The following is a 16,444-nucleotide window of genomic DNA, read 5'->3' as shown; positions in this document are numbered from 1 at the left end:
CCTTCACTTCTTCACATTTTTTCTTCCGGAAAGTATTTCCTTTAGAAAATCATTTGGTATAATCAACATATACAAATCAGGGAGGTAATTCAAATGGCTAATAAATATAAAAGCATTGTAGTTGCAGTAGACGGTTCTAAGGAAGCTGAATACGCTTTCCGTAAATCGATTGATGTAGCAAAACGTAACGAAGGTGCTGTATTAAATTTAGTAAATGTTATTGACACACGTTCATTCGCTGCAATCGAAGCATATGATCGTTCAATTGCTGAGCGTGCTCAAGCATTCTCTGAAGAGCTATTAAATGGTTACAAAAAACAAGCTGAAGAAGAAGGCTTAACAAATGTTAACCTTGTAATTGAATACGGCTCTCCAAAAAATATCATTACAAAAGAGCTTTCTAAAATTGTAGACGCAGACTTAATCATCTGTGGTGCAACTGGTCTAAACGCAGTAGAACGCTTCCTAATCGGTTCAGTATCTGAAGCAATTGTACGCTCAGCTAAATGTGACGTACTTGTAATCCGTACACCTGAAAATTAATTTTGTCTTACATAAAAGGTATCCAATTTTGGATACCTTTTTCTTATTGTTGAAAAACCTTTATGACTTTAAGATTAATGTGTCCTATTAAATAAGGCAATTGTTCTACACCATGCAGTGAATTGACATCGGAAGCTATAATATTAAAAGATTTGATTATTTATTAGGTAAGACTCACCATAGAGAAAAACGGGAAAGTTATGACGCTCCTTCCAAAGTGCTAAGCGGGGTTTTTCTACACTTCGCTGAAGCTTCGTTATATCATCAAGTAACACGCTAGAAGGTACACAGTGCATTGGTTGATTGGAGTAAAGACTGGGCGACTCCTTGGGGATCAGCGATAGAGGAACGAAAATCACCCCTCTCGTTTTTGCGACGACTCGAAGTAAAAGCTATTTTATTTTAGCGGCAAACTAAAAGGTATCCTATTTTGGATACCTTTTATACTTATTTCCCTTCTTGCCACATCTTCACTTTTTCGAAGAACATAGCAAGAGCTTGTTTATTTTGCATGTTTGGTACTTTTGCTAATAGTACTTCTTTTGGAGCATTGAATTCCTTACCTTGCTTTTGCAAAATGACAATGCTCTTTTCAAGTGCTTTATTGGCGAACATTGTATCTGGTAATTGAATAATCGCTTGAATCCAAGCATGCTTTTGAATGTATTTATGCAGTTGTTTCGACTGCTCAGACTCGAAGAGATGGGTTGGTGCTAAGAAAAATAAGTAGCCCCCATCCTTTGTGTAATTAATGGACTGCTCAATAAATAAGTGATGTGCATAACTCATTCCTTCTGAAGCACATAGTTCATAATCTAATGCGACTTCTTCATTCGGATAATACCCGACCGGTAAATCACAAACAACAGCATCTGCAGGATTTACTAATAAATCTTGTAAAGCATCTTGACGGAATAGGGAAACGGGTTGCTCTGTCAAATCAGCTGTAGCAGCAGCTATACGAATAAGTAGCTCATCAACTTCTACACCTGTAGCTTCTGTTTTTCCGTCTAATAAATTCATAACTGTTAATAGTAAATTCCCTGTACCTACTGCTGGATCTAAAATAGATATTTTTTCTGTTTCTAGACGCTCTGCAAATAGTTGCTCCACAAAATAACCAACTAATAATCCAAGAGTATCAGGTGTCATTTGGTGATTCGGCTGAGAACCTTTTCGCATTCCCTTTAAAACAGCAATTTGAATTGCTTTGCGCACATCTTCCTTTGTAGCACCGTCTTGTGAAAAATTAACTTCCCCATCTAACCATGCCTCTAAACCATCTAAAATCCCCTCTAGCAATGTAACATTATGTTCTTTTTCTATCTTTTCAGCATGTTCATTTAGCATACCAAATAACTTTTCGATATTTTCCATACACAACTTCCTTTCAAGCAGAAAAGAGCCGTGACAAAAACTTGTCACAGCCCCTTTGTCTAGTAATATCTTAGCCTAATATCAATAAATTATGCTAGTGCTTTGACAGCTGCAATTGCCGCTTCATAGTTTGGATGGTTTGTTGCTTCAGGAACATATTCCACATATGTCACTTTGTCATTTGCATCCACAACAAACACCGCACGCGTTAGAAGGCGTAATTCTTGGATGTAGACACCGTATGCTTCACCAAATGAAAGATCACGATGATCCGAAACTGTTTGAACAGCATCAATGCCCGCTGCACCACACCAACGTTTTTGAGCAAATGGAAGGTCAACAGATACCGTATAAATAACTACATTGTCACCTAAATTTGCTGCTTCTTCATTAAAACGACGTGTTTGTGCATCACAAACACCAGTATCTAATGATGGTATAACGCTAAATAAACGAATTTTCCCCTCTGAATCTTTTAATGTAACAGGTGATAGATCATTCGCTAATACAGTAAAGTCTGGTGCTTTGTCTCCAACTTTTACTTCGTTACCTACAAGTGTTACTGGGCCATTTTTAAATGTTACTTGTGCCATATAAACGCCTCCTAATCTTCATATGTACATAATATTACTAAATGGAGGGAATTAATTGCAACTAAGACAGCTCATCAAAATAGTTTTGAAAGATTTTTTTCGAACCTGTTCTACCATACTTACTTATGATTGCACCATTTTCCAAGCTCATCACCATAAAATAGGGTTGATCTTCGTTCTGACTAAGCACTTTCCTTATAGTGTGCGATGAGCAGCTTGGAGCAGCATATGTTTTTTGCGCGAAAGCGAAGCGACAGCAGCAGGATGTTGATAACGAAGGCGTTATCACAGACCGTGATACATTTAGTCTTCGTTCCGCTATTACCTAATCCCCAAGGAGTCACCCAGCCGGAACGAAGATCAATTTTATTCATTGTATACATTAAATAAAATGTCATCCCAACTTTCGGGACTTTTCTCCAATGAACTAACCATTAATCACCTCTATCCTCACAAAAATAAAAAGCTGTCTCACCGTAATGAGACAGCTCAAGCCATTATTCTTCGTTATGTTTTTCCAGCTTTTCAGGTTCTGGTTTTTCCTCTAGAGGTACAGATTCAGTATTCTGCTCTTTGATTGGCAAAGAGGATTGTACAATATCTTTTTCAATATAAACTTTTTCATGAACGACTGTTGTATCCGCGAAAAAATCATGTAGACCTTGATTGTTTGGTAAAATGCCTACAAGAATATAAAGTGGCATGAAAATGCTGTTGATGATACGTCCTATCCAATCACGGAATAACACATCTGACCAAGTAAGCTTATCATGCTTTAATGACATAACACGTAATCCAAATATCATTTTCCCTAAGGTTTGCCCAAAAAACTTCGTCATTAATACGAAATAACTGTAATAAAGAATAGCGGATATAATCGAAATCGGTGCATACCATACAGACTCAGATAATGACCAATCCATTAAATAAAAAATTGGGTTAACGAGAATCCCACCTATAGCTGTAATAACGAATCCATCTAATAAAAATGCCCAAAAACGTATCCAAAAGCCTGCCGTTTTTAACGCATAATTTTTATTCGTAATTGGCTTATCTATTAGGAACGTATTCTCCATAGAGGGTGAACCTTGCATAACAATATCATTGTTTGTCATTGTACTCCCTCCTTAGTTTTCGCCATATAAGTACATCATTTTTGGTGCTTTATAATCTGCCATAATTTTCATCAACATTTTTTCCTCTGCTGAAGGGCCAAACATTGATCCAATCTTCATCCCAACATATGATGGCCAACCACCCGTCTCATATGAATACTCAAATAATTCTGCGTCCTCTAAACTAAAGTCTTTACGCATTGCAGTAATTGCTGCTTCCTCATCGCCAATCTCATCTACTAAGCCCGCCTCAAGAGCCTTCTTACCACTAAGAATTCGACCATCGGCAACTTTTTTCACATTAGCTTCAGACATATTACGACCTTTTGCCACAATATGAACGAATTCCTGATAAGTTTCATTAATCATGTCTTGCATCATAGCACGCTCTTCCGGTGTTACTTCACGCATTGGGCTAAGCATATCTTTATGTTCACCAGATTTAAACGTTTCATATTTAATCCCAACTTTTTCTGCTAACGCCTGATAATTAATAGATTGCATAATGACACCAATCGAACCTGTAATTGTATCACGTTGCGCAAATATTTTATCTGCAGGCGCTGAAATATAATAACCACCTGAAGCTGCCATCGAATCCATAGTTACATAGATTGGAATTTGTCTCTCTTCTTTAATTTCCATGAGTTTTTTATAGATTTCAGCTGATTCCTTTACTCCGCCACCTGGTGTATTAACACTTAAGACGATACCTTCCACAGTCTTATCATTTAAAATATTTTCTAATTGATCTAAGAAAAATTGATGATCATAAGAAACTGGTTCCCAAAACGTACTTGAGCCAACATCTTGAATCGTACCGTCAACCTTTAAGTATGCAATACGTTTATCCATTTCGCCGCTTTCTTTAACTTCTTCCATCAAAGTTAAATCGTTTCCCGCCACCAAGCTATCAAAATTACTAAAGAAATTCGATTTAAAAATTGCAAAAATTGTGTTGATCCCTAATGAAAACAATAATAATACACCTGCAATTATTAAAGCGGTCCACCTTTTACCATTCATATCTTTCCGCCTCCTCATAACGTTATACGATTGATATCCAAATTTGTTTCATTCTTATTGCAATAATATGCTTAGCACCATAACATGGGGTATACTTTTAACCATTCCAATCCACTTATAAACTAATTACACATTTTACAAATACCATTTTTTAGTAACCAACCAATACTATGCAATAAATTTAACCAATCCAGCTTATTCAACCTATACTACATTATCTTCTATTAAAAAAAAATCAAAGTTCATAAAAAAAGCAGGAACTTTGATTTTCGACATTATTTCCTAGGAAATTAACGATGATTACTATATTGGATTTTTTCTTGCTCACGTAATTCGACACGGCGAATTTTGCCTGATGTAGTCTTTGGTAGCTCAGTAACAAACTCAATAGCACGAGGATATTTATAAGGAGCTGTTAAAGTTTTTACATGGCTTTGTAGTTTTTTTATAAGCGTTTCATCACCCACTACTCCATCAGTCAGCACTACAAATGCCTTCACGAGATTTCCACGAATTTCATCGGGACTCGCAACTACGGCTGTTTCTTTTACTGCTGGATGCTTCAATAACGCATCTTCTACCTCAAATGGACCTATCGTATAACCAGACGAAATAATGACATCATCTCCACGTCCTTCAAACCAAAAATAGCCATCTTCATCTTTATATGCACGATCTCCTGTAATATACCATTCGCCCCTGAATTGTAAATTTGTACGTTCTGGATCGTTTAAATATTTCTTAAATAACGCGGGTGATTCACAATGCACAGCAATATCTCCTACTTCTCCAATTACAGTAGGATTTCCAAAATCATTAATAATTTCAACCGTATTACCTGGGGTAGGTCTGCCCATTGAGCCCATTCTAGCCTCCATCCCTACCATTGTTCCAACAAGTAATGTATTCTCTGTTTGTCCATAACCATCACGTACTTGTACATTAAAGACGTCGGAAAATACTTTTATCACTTCACTATTTAAAGGTTCACCGGCTGACACAGCCTGACGTATCGTACTTAAATTGAAGTCTTGCAAATTTTCAAGTCCTGCCATAAATCTGTATTCGGTCGGTGTGCAACACAGAATATTAATATTGAATTTCTCAAGCAATGAAAGGTAGGTTGCCGCATCGAAGTGACCTTTGTAAACAAATGCTGTCGCTCCACTTCCTAAAGTAGCAAGGAACGGACTCCATATCCATTTTTGCCAACCTGGTGCTGCGGTAGCCCAAACAATGTCACCTTCTTGTACACCTAACCAATTTGGTGCAGTAGTTCGCAAATGCGCATAACCCCAGCTATGTGTATGAACCGCTGCCTTTGGATTGCCTGTTGTACCACTCGTATAAGCTAAAAATGCAATGTCTGTACTCTTAGTCGGTGTAGAACTTATGTAAGTCGTCGGTTGATGTTGCATTTTTTCAAGCAATGGCTGCCAAGGTTCATGTGCATGACCAATGACAAACTGCTGTATTTCTTGTAAATTTCCCACATTATCGAATTGTTCAATATAAGGTTCAAATGCAACAACGCCTTTTGCATCGGCATGATTGATTCGATATTCAATATCCTTCGTTCTTAGCATTTCTGAGCTAGGTATAATGGTTAAGCCTGCCTTTAAGGCAGCAATATAAACGATATACGCTTCAACTGATCTTGGCACCATGACCAACATAACATCACCTTTTTTTAAACCTTGAGATGTAAATACATGTGCTGCCTGGTTTGCCTTTTCAAGTAAAGCTCGATATGTTAAGTATTGAATTTCCTCATCTTCGTTATAAACTAATAATGCATTTTTAGTAGAATCCTGTGCATATTTTTCAATTTCATCTGAAATGTTATACCATTCTGGTGCGATTAAATCTTCTCTTTTCATGGCAAATGCCCCCTTTTGTACGCTCATTATAAAACTCAATTTTTATCATTTTCAATGGAATTCACTCCAATTCATTAAAGTCGTGACAACTATCATGCTCTACAATATGGCATCAGTCACGTATTGGTACTATCCATTTCGACTTAGCATTAGTGCTGTTTTCGCAATGAAGAAAAAAACCTATTGAACACGAATGAATAATATGGTACATTTTGGTCAACTAAAAGCATGATTGCAGGGGGACTCATTTAGAGTTGAGAAGGTAAAACCTGACCCTTTGAACCTGTTAGTTAATACTGACGTAGGGAGCAATTCACATCTATTTACTGATGAAAGGCTCTTTTACGTGTTTTTTTCTACACGAAAAAGAGCCTTTTTTGCACGCTTACGTCCATCCAACAAGGAGGACTAAAAATGTTATTTCATACTATCCGTAAACAAAATCCACTCATTCATTGCATTACTAATTATGTTGTAGCTAATTTCCAAGCAAATGGCTTATTAGCTATAGGCGCTTCACCAGTTATGGCAGATGACAGTCATGAAGTTGAAGAAATGGTCGCAATTGCCTCAGGCTTATTACTAAATATCGGTACCCTTAATGAGCGAATGAAAGAATCAATGTTACTTGCAGGAAAAACAGCAAATGCTCTTGGCATTCCCGTTGTTTTAGATCCTGTTGCTGCAGGTGCAACAACTTACCGGAAACAAACGGTACAACAATTACTCAAGGAAATAAATTTTGCTGCTATTCGTTGTAATGTCGGAGAGCTTGCAGCAATAGCCGATATAGAATGGCAACAAAAAGGCGTAGATAGTGGTAGTGGTTCAATTTCTTTAGAAGTTGAGGCACAAAAAGTAGCTCAGCTTTACAATTGTATTGTTATTGTGACCGGTGAAAAGGATTTTATTACTGATGGCGAACATCAGCAATGGATTACAGGTGGAAATTCACAAATGACAGAAGCCACTGGAACAGGTTGCTTATTGAGTGCCATTTGTTGTGCTTCCTACCTTGTAGGAAATAAGCCATTTGACCAATTAATAGAAACATTATCGCTTTATAAAAAAGTGGCAGAGCAAGCTGCTTCTTCTACCCCATATATTGGCGATTTTCAAATTGCAGTATTGAACGAACTACACCGCCTCTCCAAGGGTGGTGAACAATGATGCATATTGTCACGACAATTGCTGGTTCTGATAGTGGTGGCGGCGCAGGGATACAGGCTGATTTAAAAACATTCCAGGAATTAAAGGTGTTTGGAACGTCTGTTATTACAGCTTTAACCGCCCAGAATACACTCGGGGTATCGGATGTCTTACCAATTGAAGTTAGTTTTGTCGAAAAACAACTCCAAGCGCTTGTCGAGGATTTTTCAATAAGTGCTATTAAAACCGGAATGCTGTTTTCCTCGGAAATTATTCAATCAATCGCACGGATTTTAAATGCAATAAATAGTCCGCTTATAGTAGATCCTGTCATGATTGCAAAAGGTGGCGAAAGCTTATTACAGCAAGAAGCAATTGAGGCATTACGCAGTTACTTGCTACCCTTAGCAACAATCGTCACACCGAACATTCCTGAAGCCGAAACCCTTTCTGGAAGGAAAATCAATTCTTTAGCAGATATTAAAGAAGCAGCTAAGGTCTTATTACAAATTGGCGTACAATGCGTCATTATTAAAGGCGGTCATTTAGAGGATAAATGTTATGCAACTGATTATGTATTTTTCCAAGATGATCGATCATTTTCCATGCAGTCCACTCGTATTGCAACCAAAAATACGCATGGTACAGGCTGTACGTTTTCCGCAGCATTAACTGCTTTTCTTGGTCGTGGACTATCTATAGAAGATGCGATTGTAGAAGCTAAAAAATTTATTCAATTAGCTATAACTCATGATTTATCAATCGGTAATGGACATGGTCCTACAAATCATTTTGCTTATCAAAACTTGAAGAATTCCTGCGAGGTGATCATTCATGAAACGTGACGATCTACAGCTATATTTTATAATGGGTACAAGTAATGTTTTCAAACACGAGCCATTAAACGTTTTAGAGAAAGCTCTGCAATCTGGAATTACGATGTTTCAATATCGTGAAAAAGGACCAAATACACTAACTGGGCAAGCCTATGAAGATTTTGCTCGTAAATGTCAAAAGCTCTGTCAACAATATCATGTTCCGTTTATCGTCAACGATGATGTCGAGCTGGCTATAAAGCTTAGAGCAGACGGTGTTCATATTGGGCAAGAGGATTTTCCTGTGCCGATGGTGCGTAATAAAATTGGCAACATGATGTTAGGTGTTTCTGTTCATTCACAAGCTGAATTACAAACTGCTCTACAATATGATGCTGATTATGTAGGAATTGGTCCGATTTTTTCAACCACTTCTAAAAGTGACGCCAATCCACCTAGGGGAACTAATTTTTTACAACAAGCTCGGATGCAATATCCGGATCTCCCTATCGTTGCAATTGGAGGCATAAACTGTTCAAATGCTCCTATGGTATTTAAAGCAGGTGCTGATGGAATAGCAGTTATTTCTGCAATTTGCCAAAGTGAGGATATTGCAAATACAGTCTCTACATTTAAATCATTTGTAGGATAAAGGTGAAACTTTAATTAGCTTTCACCAATCGCTTTTTTACGGGCAGTTAGCCTCACCTATTTCTTTGCTCTCATTGAATTGAAATAGGAACAACTCGCTTCTCTTTTGATACAGTCCGTTAATACGGGATAAAAATAAAAAATTTAAACAAACTAAAACCAGTGCCTTTTACGGTCACTGGTTTTAATGTTAATAATTGCTGATTATGCAATTATAGGTTGTTGTTTGGCATACCTTTTAATTGTGATTCTGCCATTTGTACAAGACGTTTAGTGATTTCACCGCCAACGGAACCGTTAGCACGAGCTGAAGCGTCAGCTCCTAATTGAACACCAAATTCTTGTGCAATTTCGTATTTCATTTGATCTAGAGCGTACTCTACACCAGGTACAGCAAGTTTGTTTGAACTGCGATTTGTTGAAGTCATGTCTCTCACCTCCTTGTGAATATAGAATGTGCGATATTAGATTTTTAATACGAAAATTTTATAGGTAAATTGTGCCTGCGAAGGAAATGAACAAAAAAGCCGACTCAAGACTTCTGAGTCGGCTCGTTAGCTTAGGAAATCGCAAGTTTCTTCTATAGAAGATCTGCAAATTTATCGGCTTCTTGCTCTTTTTTCGGGAATATATAGACTTCACGGTTTTTCACTGCTCGTTCGATTAGCTCATCAAAATCCGAGAAGCTTTCGTAATGCTCAACCTTTTCAAGCTTTGGCTTTGTTTTTGGACTTGCTGGAGTAAAAATTGTACAGCAGTCTTCAAATGGCTGGATAGACGTTTCGTATGTGCCTATTTTCTCTGCAATATCGATAATTTCTAATTTATCTGATGAGATTAATGGACGTAAAATCGGTGTGTTAGTTACGGCATTAATAGCTGTTAGACTTTCAAGAGTTTGACTTGCTACCTGTCCAAGACTTTCACCTGTAACAATTGCTAATGCACCAATTTCTTCTCGTACTTTGTCAGCAACTTTTAGCATCATACGACGAGTTGTTGTCATCGATACATTAGAAGGTACTTTTTCTTTAATAAGAACTTGGATTTCAGTGAAAGGAATAACATGTAAACGTATATTAGCGCCAAATTTCGTTAATTCATTAGCCAGCACCTTTACTTTTTCTAATGAATTTTGGCTTGTATAAGGTGGACTAAAGAAGTGTATCGCTTCTAAGCGCACTCCACGTTTCATCATTAAATAACCTGCAACAGGACTATCTATTCCACCAGAAAGCATTAATAAAGATTTACCATTCGAACCTACAGGCATTCCACCTGCACCCGGAATAACTTGTGCCATCATATATGTTGCATCATGACGCACCTCTACACGAAGCTCGATATCAGGCTGTTTCACCTTTACTGATAAATTTTGATATTGTGGTAATACATAACCACCAATTTCACGTTGAATAGCATGTGATTCTAACGGAAATGTTTTATCTGTACGCTTTACTTCTACTTTAAAAGTAAGCTGCTCATTTTTAAATGTATCCATAATTGTTATGGCAAGTTTTTTCATGGCCTCCATGTCTTTTTCACATGCTGCCACTGGACTAAAAGATTGGATACCAAAAATTTTAGGTAATCCTTTTAATAGAACGTCCATTTGTGTTTCATTTTGAATGGCGATAAACATACGGTCGCGCTCTGTGCGAATGTGTAAATGTCCTAAATCCGCAAACGCATGACGAATGTTCTCGCGTAAACGACGAATAAAATCCATCTTGTTGCGACCTTTTGTAGAAAGCTCTCCATATCGAATTAAAATTTCTTTCCAAATCATTTTTAATATTCTCCTTTAAGTTCCATCAATACTTCATCTAATACTTGTTTAAACTTTACTATATCTTCATTTGTTACATGCGCTCCAAAACTTATACGAATAACACCCTTTTTAAAGTGCTCATCAATATTTAAAGCTTCAACAACATGGCTTGTTTTTGTCTGTTTCGATGAGCAAGCACTCGATGTCGACACAATTACATTGCGTTTTTGCAATGCATTGATAATGACTTCACCTTTTAAGTCGCGAATACTAAAAGATAAAATATGTGCCGCACCTTGTGGGGTTGATAAAATATGCACTACATCTCCATAACCACGTAATTGCGTACATATTTCATCATTCCATTGTCGATATTTTTTTGCACGATTACTCATCGTCTCGACTGCCATTCGGGCTGCTTTGGATAAAGCTACTGCTTGCGGTACAGCTACTGTTCCACTACGTAAACCAAACTCCTGCCCTCCGCCAAGTGCATATGGTTGCCATTTCATTTTTTTACGGAACGCTAGTACACCTGAACCTTTAAAGCCATGAATTTTATGGCCAGAAATTGAAATACAGTCTGGTCCATCTTCATCGTTAAAAGATATCGGTAACTTTCCAAAGCTTTGTACAGCATCCACGTGAAAAGCTGCGCGACTTGATTCATGAATAATTTTTGCAGCTTCAAAAATTGGTTGGATAGCACCCATTTCATTATTTACATGCATCATACTTACTAAAATGGTATCCTTGCGCACTTTTGTGCGAAGCTCCTCTAAAGAAATAACGCCATTTTTATCGGCTTGTAAGTATTCAACATCAAAACCTTCTTGCTCAAGTTGCTTAACAGATTCAAGAACAGATGGATGTTCAACTTCGGTTGTTAAAATATGATTTCCTTTATGTGTATTGCTACGTGCTAAACCAAATATAGCCGTGTTATTGGATTCAGTACCACCTGATGTAAATAGCACATTTTTTGCTTCTGTCTGCAAAATATCTGCTACTTGCTCACGTGCACGCATTAACAATTCGTTGGATTCAACACCCATTGCATGAATGGAAGCAGGATTGGCATAATACTGCTCATTCACTGCCATAAATGCTTGCATAACCTCTTTTAAAGGTTTTGTTGTTGCACTGTTGTCTAAATAGATTGTATTAACTTCCATTAATATTCACACACTTTCAAAACGTTGATTTAACGGTATTTATCATAACGCAATCTTCAGCGATTGACTACTAACTTTAACAATTATCCTAATTTAATCACTCATTCGTTTGCTTTTAATGTGCAAAACCACCCATTATAGAATGGCATATTAAACTTTACTATGAGCGTTTCCTGAATATAAAAATTTGGGTTTTGCATTGTTAGGCTTATTACTATAACATGAGTTTGATTTCCGTTCCGGCTGGGCGCGGCGTCCGATGAGCCGCTTCACGCAATGCTTGCTCCAGGGTCTCATCTGTGACGCTTAGCCCCAAGGAGTCGCCCAACCTCCACTCCAATCAACTTATATACATGACATATGCTTTAAATAAATGCCATCCTCAACTTTCAGCGACCATATTTAAACTATATTTCAACACCGTATTGAAGGCGAATTTCACCACTATAAATCCTAGTCAACACGCTTATTTTCAATCTTTCTTCATTGTTATAAATTCAGTTGAAGCTGTAAATTCCATGACTTTTGTAAAGCCTAATTTTTCATACAGGTGAATAGCCCTTGTATTAAATGTAGCTACTGTTAAACGAAGGGGACTATGATTTTCTTGTTGTAGCTGATTTAAAATAAATGAAAAAAATTCTGAACCATAACCTTTTCCTGTTAGCTCAGGCTTCATCCCTATCCCCACATCAATGCACTCGTCTAAATACGCACTATAATCACGTCCTATAGGTACTTGTGCTGATGTTCCTGTACAGAAAAAACCAACTAGCTCTTCTTTATCATTGACAATTGAATAATATGGACTTTCAAGAATTTCTTTTAGAGCTTCATCGCATAGATCATTGTTATAAAAATCATACGGTTCCTCATATTTCCAACCTAAAATATCAGTTGCAAAAATTTCATTCATTTCCCGAATATATAATTGCATTTGACACACCTCTAATAGTTTTTAATCAATATCGTTGTGAGACAGCATGTCAAGCTTCCCGTTCCATTTCTCATTAAAAATGAATGCGTAGCTTCCTCAACCGTCCCAAGACGTAAAATCATATGTTTATTGAATTTTGCACCTTTATAACAAAACTGTCTAAAAAGTATTAATTATACCTTTTAGACAGCTGATGTAATTCTTTATTAAACTTGACTATTTTGATACTGTTTCTTCTGCTACAAGTTCTTGAATTCGCTTTAAAGCACCTGGCTCCATTTCTTCAACTGCCGTTCCAGCCTCTTCTAATGCCTTGGAATAGCGGAATTGATTAAAGGATTTTTCTGCTTCTCTTAAACAAGTATGCAATTTTGAATTTGTGGCACGATGACGATTACCATACTGAATAATACGTTCAATCAGCATTACATTTTCAATCAATTCATGCGCCTTCGCTTTTACATCCTCTACACAAAGTGTTGCAGCATTTAAATTGTTATGAACTGTTCCCATATTGAGTGGTACCTCTTGAAGGCTTTGCATAACTACATAAATATGCTCTGCTGCCTCATCTAGACGAGCGTCCATCTCTTCAGGGATACCTGGAATATTCGCCTTATTCAATAGACGATCTGTTTCTTGTAATGTTTTCTTTAAATTTTCTACTTGTGCACGGGCCTTGTTTTCATCAATTCGGAGCTTCTTCATCGTATTTGATAAGTGACCTTGCTCCTCATGAATACGTTCAAGTTCCTCGTTAATTTCAATCAATTCTTCCTGCAAACTTGAGTATGCAGATTTTTCCTCCCTAACACGCATCGCTAATAAATCATAGCGACGTTGTAAAGCCTCTAATTGCTTTAATCCAGCTTTTGGAATTTCTGCATCTTTTTCATTTAAACGATAGCTTTGCTGCACAAAAGTTGCTTCATCACTTACTAATCTTGTTGAACTTATAACATTAGTAATTGAGCTTAATAAACGATCACAATTTTGGTCAACATAATTTTTAGCAATAACTTCTTTTTCAAGTAGATCGTAAAAGTGATCAATCTCTTCATTTATTTCAGCTACACGTGGTTTAACAACGGTTAAATTAAGCTCTGCTAATTCATTTTTTAATGTTGCAAATTCTTCATCAAATTTATCGAGCCCCTTAGTTAGCTCTAAATGCTGTAAATAGTAGGATTGCTCCTCCATTTCACGCTGGCCACTACGTAATTCTTGTACCGCTCCTGGTAGCTTTACTTGCAATTCAGTCAAAATTGTTGGGACATCATTAATATATTCAAATGTCTGTTGTGATTCTTGGTTCAATCCAATAACAATTTCTCGAGCCTGCAAATAATTCCCTTCGCTAGTAAGTACATCGAATTCCTCAAACTTTTGAACAAACATCTCCAGCTTTTTCTCCAGAGCCGGTAATGCTACACCAAATGAATGTTGGTGAGCTAACAATGTTTTACGTGCAGAGCGATAGTATTCTTTTAATTGTTCAATTTCAATACGATTTTTTTCTTCGCTGCCAATTAATTCATTTAGTTCTTCTAAGATTTTATCTTTATCTTGTTCACATTTTTGAATGTAATCTTCTATCTCGCGTTCAATTAACGTTGCTTTCTTAAAACGAAGTCTATTGATTTGATCCTCTGCATCAAATAAAAGTGAATCAATTTTTGTCATATGTACATCGATGACTTCATCCCAGCTATTACGCCATCGTTCAAACATCTCTTCCGTTTCACCGTTCATGTTCAAAGATTTAACTTTTGAAATTTCCTCATTTATGGGATTGTTTTGTATTTGTGATTTTTCATTTTCAAGTTTAGTAATGATTGTTGTATGTTTTCGTCGCATCATAAATCCTACTATTGCTAAAATTAATAGTAGGATAACCGGAATGATGATATACTCCATCGTAAGCCTCCTATTCTACAATAAACGAATTGGCTAGTTGTATTTATTATATACTATGTTATCGCCTTTTGTACTAAAATTTGAGTGTTTTTTATGTATTTACGCCTTTCAAGAATAACACCTACTTAAATTTCGAACAATTTGCGCAAATAAAAGTGTTTGATCCAAAAGCTAAAGGAGTGGTAATTTTATGAAATGTGACGGCCATGTTCATAGTCCTTATTGTCCACATGGTACTTCTGATTCATTTAAGCAATACATTGAAAAAGCAATTTCTCACAACTTTACTGATATCACTTTTACAGAACATGCACCATTACCATTGAATTTTACTGACCCTACACCTCAGCAAGATAGTGGTATGAATCCAGAATTTTTAATGCCTTATTTTGAAGATTTACAACGCCTTCAAGAGGAGTACGCACAAGACATTCGCATTCATATCGGTCTTGAGGTTGACTATATTCAAGGCTTTGAACAAGAAACTCGTCAATTTCTTGATACATATGGACACTTTTTAGATGACTCTATTTTATCAGTCCATTTTTTACAATGGCAAAATATCTTTGAATGCATAGACTTTTCTCCAGAAAGCTTTATGGCTTTTTCAAAAAAAGTGGGCTCTATTGAACAAGTGTATAATTTATATTATGATACCGTCCTACAATCCATTAAAGCAGATTTAGGGCAATACAAGCCTAAGCGCATTGGACATCCTTCACTTATTCACAAATTTCAATTAGCACATAAGATGAAAATTGATGATTCTACGCGGATTCGAGAAGTTTTAGATTTAATGAAGGAAGAAGGCTATGAGCTAGATTTAAATAGTGCTGGTTTAAGTAAACCATATTGTCAGGAACCTTATCCACCTTTTACCTTTATCGATTATAGTAAATCGATTGGGCTACCAATGGTTTTTGGTTCAGATGCTCATAGTGTTGCTGATTTACATCAACATTATAATGTATATTTCCAAAATAAATAACTTTCAAACGAGGTGCTATTATGTTTACACAAATTAATTATGAAGGGCCCATTGCCGAGCAATATAATACATTAGCAAAACAGTTAGATGCCTTACTTACGGGAGAAAGCGATCGCATTGCTAATTTAAGCAACGCCTCTGCTTTACTAAATCAATTCCTACCAAACATTAACTGGGTTGGTTTTTATGTATTACAGGGGGATGAACTTGTATTAGGGCCATTCCAAGGCTTACCTGCCTGCGTCAGAATACCAATTGGACGCGGAGTTTGTGGAACAGCTGTAGGCAAAGCAGAAACAATAGTAGTAAAAGACGTACATGACTTCCCTGGACATATTGCCTGTGATGCCGCATCCCAATCCGAAATTGTTATTCCCTTAATAAATGAAGGACAGGTCATCGGTGTTCTTGATATCGACAGTCCAATCGTAAACCGCTTTTCAAAAGAAGATCAAGAGGGGTTAGAGATATTCGTTAATACCTTACTTCTCCATTTATAAAAAATAC

Annotated in this window: 16 protein-coding genes and 1 riboswitch; of the genes, 6 read left to right on the top strand and 10 right to left on the bottom strand. The window is 36.7% G+C overall.

The features are described from left to right. Positions 1 to 93: 93 nt before the first annotated feature. On the top strand, positions 94 to 543 hold the full coding sequence (locus C7Y47_RS10720) for a universal stress protein (protein WP_049667487.1): 450 nt from the start codon (positions 94 to 96) through the stop codon (positions 541 to 543). 447 nt (positions 544 to 990) lie between these two features. Here the strand turns inward: C7Y47_RS10720 and C7Y47_RS10715 are convergent, their stop codons facing one another. The 5 genes from C7Y47_RS10715 to mbcS all read right to left on the bottom strand — a co-directional run bounded on the left by C7Y47_RS10715 (position 991) and on the right by mbcS (position 6,534). Continuing rightward, complete coding sequence (locus C7Y47_RS10715) at positions 991 to 1,920, bottom strand: class I SAM-dependent methyltransferase (protein ID WP_142508784.1); 930 nt, start codon at positions 1,918 to 1,920, stop codon at positions 991 to 993. Between the two features lie 89 nt (positions 1,921 to 2,009). Continuing rightward, positions 2,010 to 2,513: a thiol peroxidase gene (gene tpx, locus C7Y47_RS10710; protein ID WP_142508783.1), complete on the bottom strand. Its 504-nt coding sequence runs from the start codon at positions 2,511 to 2,513 to the stop codon at positions 2,010 to 2,012. A 497-nt stretch (positions 2,514 to 3,010) separates the two neighbouring features. Further along, complete coding sequence (locus C7Y47_RS10705; RefSeq protein ID WP_142508782.1) at positions 3,011 to 3,628, bottom strand: RDD family protein; 618 nt, start codon at positions 3,626 to 3,628, stop codon at positions 3,011 to 3,013. Between the two features lie 12 nt (positions 3,629 to 3,640). Beyond that, complete coding sequence (gene sppA, locus C7Y47_RS10700; RefSeq protein WP_132357210.1) at positions 3,641 to 4,654, bottom strand: signal peptide peptidase SppA; 1,014 nt, start codon at positions 4,652 to 4,654, stop codon at positions 3,641 to 3,643. A gap of 290 nt (positions 4,655 to 4,944) precedes the next feature. After that, on the bottom strand, positions 4,945 to 6,534 hold the full coding sequence (mbcS, locus tag C7Y47_RS10695) for an acyl-CoA synthetase MbcS (RefSeq protein ID WP_142508781.1): 1,590 nt from the start codon (positions 6,532 to 6,534) through the stop codon (positions 4,945 to 4,947). 226 nt (positions 6,535 to 6,760) lie between these two features. Continuing rightward, positions 6,761 to 6,859, top strand: a riboswitch (TPP riboswitch). A gap of 89 nt (positions 6,860 to 6,948) precedes the next feature. Between mbcS and thiM the strand changes: the two genes are divergently transcribed. The 3 genes from thiM to thiE are packed head-to-tail and all read left to right on the top strand — an operon-like array spanning position 6,949 to position 9,150. Further along, positions 6,949 to 7,704, top strand: coding sequence for a hydroxyethylthiazole kinase (thiM, locus tag C7Y47_RS10690; protein WP_142508780.1), 756 nt, complete (start codon positions 6,949 to 6,951; stop codon positions 7,702 to 7,704). Next, positions 7,704 to 8,528, top strand: coding sequence for a bifunctional hydroxymethylpyrimidine kinase/phosphomethylpyrimidine kinase (gene thiD / locus C7Y47_RS10685; protein ID WP_142508906.1), 825 nt, complete (start codon positions 7,704 to 7,706; stop codon positions 8,526 to 8,528). Before thiM ends, thiD begins: the two co-directional genes overlap by 1 nt. After that, entirely contained in the window at positions 8,518 to 9,150 is a 633-nt protein-coding gene (thiE, locus tag C7Y47_RS10680; RefSeq protein ID WP_142508779.1) for a thiamine phosphate synthase, read from the top strand. Before thiD ends, thiE begins: the two co-directional genes overlap by 11 nt. 211 nt (positions 9,151 to 9,361) lie before the next feature. On the opposite strand, the gene C7Y47_RS10675 is transcribed toward thiE, so the two are convergent. The 5 genes from C7Y47_RS10675 to ezrA all read right to left on the bottom strand — a co-directional run bounded on the left by C7Y47_RS10675 (position 9,362) and on the right by ezrA (position 14,949). Next, positions 9,362 to 9,577 (bottom strand): alpha/beta-type small acid-soluble spore protein, encoded by a 216-nt coding sequence (locus C7Y47_RS10675; RefSeq protein WP_142508778.1) that lies wholly within the window; start codon positions 9,575 to 9,577, stop codon positions 9,362 to 9,364. A 152-nt stretch (positions 9,578 to 9,729) separates the two neighbouring features. Then, positions 9,730 to 10,938, bottom strand: a complete 1,209-nt coding sequence (thiI, locus tag C7Y47_RS10670) for a tRNA uracil 4-sulfurtransferase ThiI (RefSeq protein WP_142508777.1) — start codon at positions 10,936 to 10,938, stop codon at positions 9,730 to 9,732. A gap of 2 nt (positions 10,939 to 10,940) precedes the next feature. Further along, entirely contained in the window at positions 10,941 to 12,095 is a 1,155-nt protein-coding gene (locus C7Y47_RS10665; RefSeq protein WP_142508776.1) for a cysteine desulfurase family protein, read from the bottom strand. 472 nt (positions 12,096 to 12,567) lie between these two features. Beyond that, on the bottom strand, positions 12,568 to 13,032 hold the full coding sequence (locus C7Y47_RS10660) for a GNAT family N-acetyltransferase (RefSeq protein ID WP_142508775.1): 465 nt from the start codon (positions 13,030 to 13,032) through the stop codon (positions 12,568 to 12,570). Between the two features lie 216 nt (positions 13,033 to 13,248). Continuing rightward, positions 13,249 to 14,949 (bottom strand): septation ring formation regulator EzrA, encoded by a 1,701-nt coding sequence (ezrA, locus tag C7Y47_RS10655; RefSeq protein ID WP_142508774.1) that lies wholly within the window; start codon positions 14,947 to 14,949, stop codon positions 13,249 to 13,251. A gap of 190 nt (positions 14,950 to 15,139) precedes the next feature. On the opposite strand from ezrA, the gene hisJ reads away from it, so the two are divergent. Beyond that, a complete protein-coding gene (gene hisJ, locus C7Y47_RS10650) occupies positions 15,140 to 15,937 on the top strand; it encodes a histidinol-phosphatase HisJ (protein ID WP_142508773.1) in 798 nt (265 codons plus the stop codon). A 20-nt stretch (positions 15,938 to 15,957) separates the two neighbouring features. Beyond that, positions 15,958 to 16,437 carry a GAF domain-containing protein gene (locus tag C7Y47_RS10645; RefSeq protein ID WP_142508772.1) on the top strand — a complete coding sequence of 160 codons (480 nt, stop codon included), beginning with the start codon at positions 15,958 to 15,960 and terminating at the stop codon, positions 16,435 to 16,437. Positions 16,438 to 16,444 lie beyond the last annotated feature (7 nt).

The organism is Lysinibacillus sphaericus, assembly GCF_006864135.1.
GTDB lineage: Bacteria > Bacillota > Bacilli > Bacillales_A > Planococcaceae > Lysinibacillus.
Note: the sequence above shows the minus strand (reverse complement) of the source record. Positions and strands in the feature narration are given on the sequence as shown.

Bases quoted from the DNA above. Each gene is read 5' to 3' on its own strand.
- C7Y47_RS10660 (WP_142508775.1), bottom strand. From the start codon at position 13,032: ATGCAATTATATATTCGGGAAATGAATGAAATTTTTGCAACTGATATT.
- thiM (WP_142508780.1), top strand. From the start codon at position 6,949: ATGTTATTTCATACTATCCGTAAACAAAATCCACTCATTCATTGCATT.
- C7Y47_RS10675 (WP_142508778.1), bottom strand. From the start codon at position 9,577: ATGACTTCAACAAATCGCAGTTCAAACAAACTTGCTGTACCTGGTGTA.
- ezrA (WP_142508774.1), bottom strand. From the start codon at position 14,949: ATGGAGTATATCATCATTCCGGTTATCCTACTATTAATTTTAGCAATA.
- thiD (WP_142508906.1), top strand. From the start codon at position 7,704: ATGCATATTGTCACGACAATTGCTGGTTCTGATAGTGGTGGCGGCGCA.
- tpx (WP_142508783.1), bottom strand. From the start codon at position 2,513: ATGGCACAAGTAACATTTAAAAATGGCCCAGTAACACTTGTAGGTAAC.
- thiI (WP_142508777.1), bottom strand. From the start codon at position 10,938: ATGATTTGGAAAGAAATTTTAATTCGATATGGAGAGCTTTCTACAAAA.
- C7Y47_RS10705 (WP_142508782.1), bottom strand. From the start codon at position 3,628: ATGACAAACAATGATATTGTTATGCAAGGTTCACCCTCTATGGAGAAT.
- C7Y47_RS10665 (WP_142508776.1), bottom strand. From the start codon at position 12,095: ATGGAAGTTAATACAATCTATTTAGACAACAGTGCAACAACAAAACCT.
- hisJ (WP_142508773.1), top strand. From the start codon at position 15,140: ATGAAATGTGACGGCCATGTTCATAGTCCTTATTGTCCACATGGTACT.
- mbcS (WP_142508781.1), bottom strand. From the start codon at position 6,534: ATGAAAAGAGAAGATTTAATCGCACCAGAATGGTATAACATTTCAGAT.
- sppA (WP_132357210.1), bottom strand. From the start codon at position 4,654: ATGAATGGTAAAAGGTGGACCGCTTTAATAATTGCAGGTGTATTATTA.
- C7Y47_RS10645 (WP_142508772.1), top strand. From the start codon at position 15,958: ATGTTTACACAAATTAATTATGAAGGGCCCATTGCCGAGCAATATAAT.
- C7Y47_RS10715 (WP_142508784.1), bottom strand. From the start codon at position 1,920: ATGGAAAATATCGAAAAGTTATTTGGTATGCTAAATGAACATGCTGAA.
- C7Y47_RS10720 (WP_049667487.1), top strand. From the start codon at position 94: ATGGCTAATAAATATAAAAGCATTGTAGTTGCAGTAGACGGTTCTAAG.
- thiE (WP_142508779.1), top strand. From the start codon at position 8,518: ATGAAACGTGACGATCTACAGCTATATTTTATAATGGGTACAAGTAAT.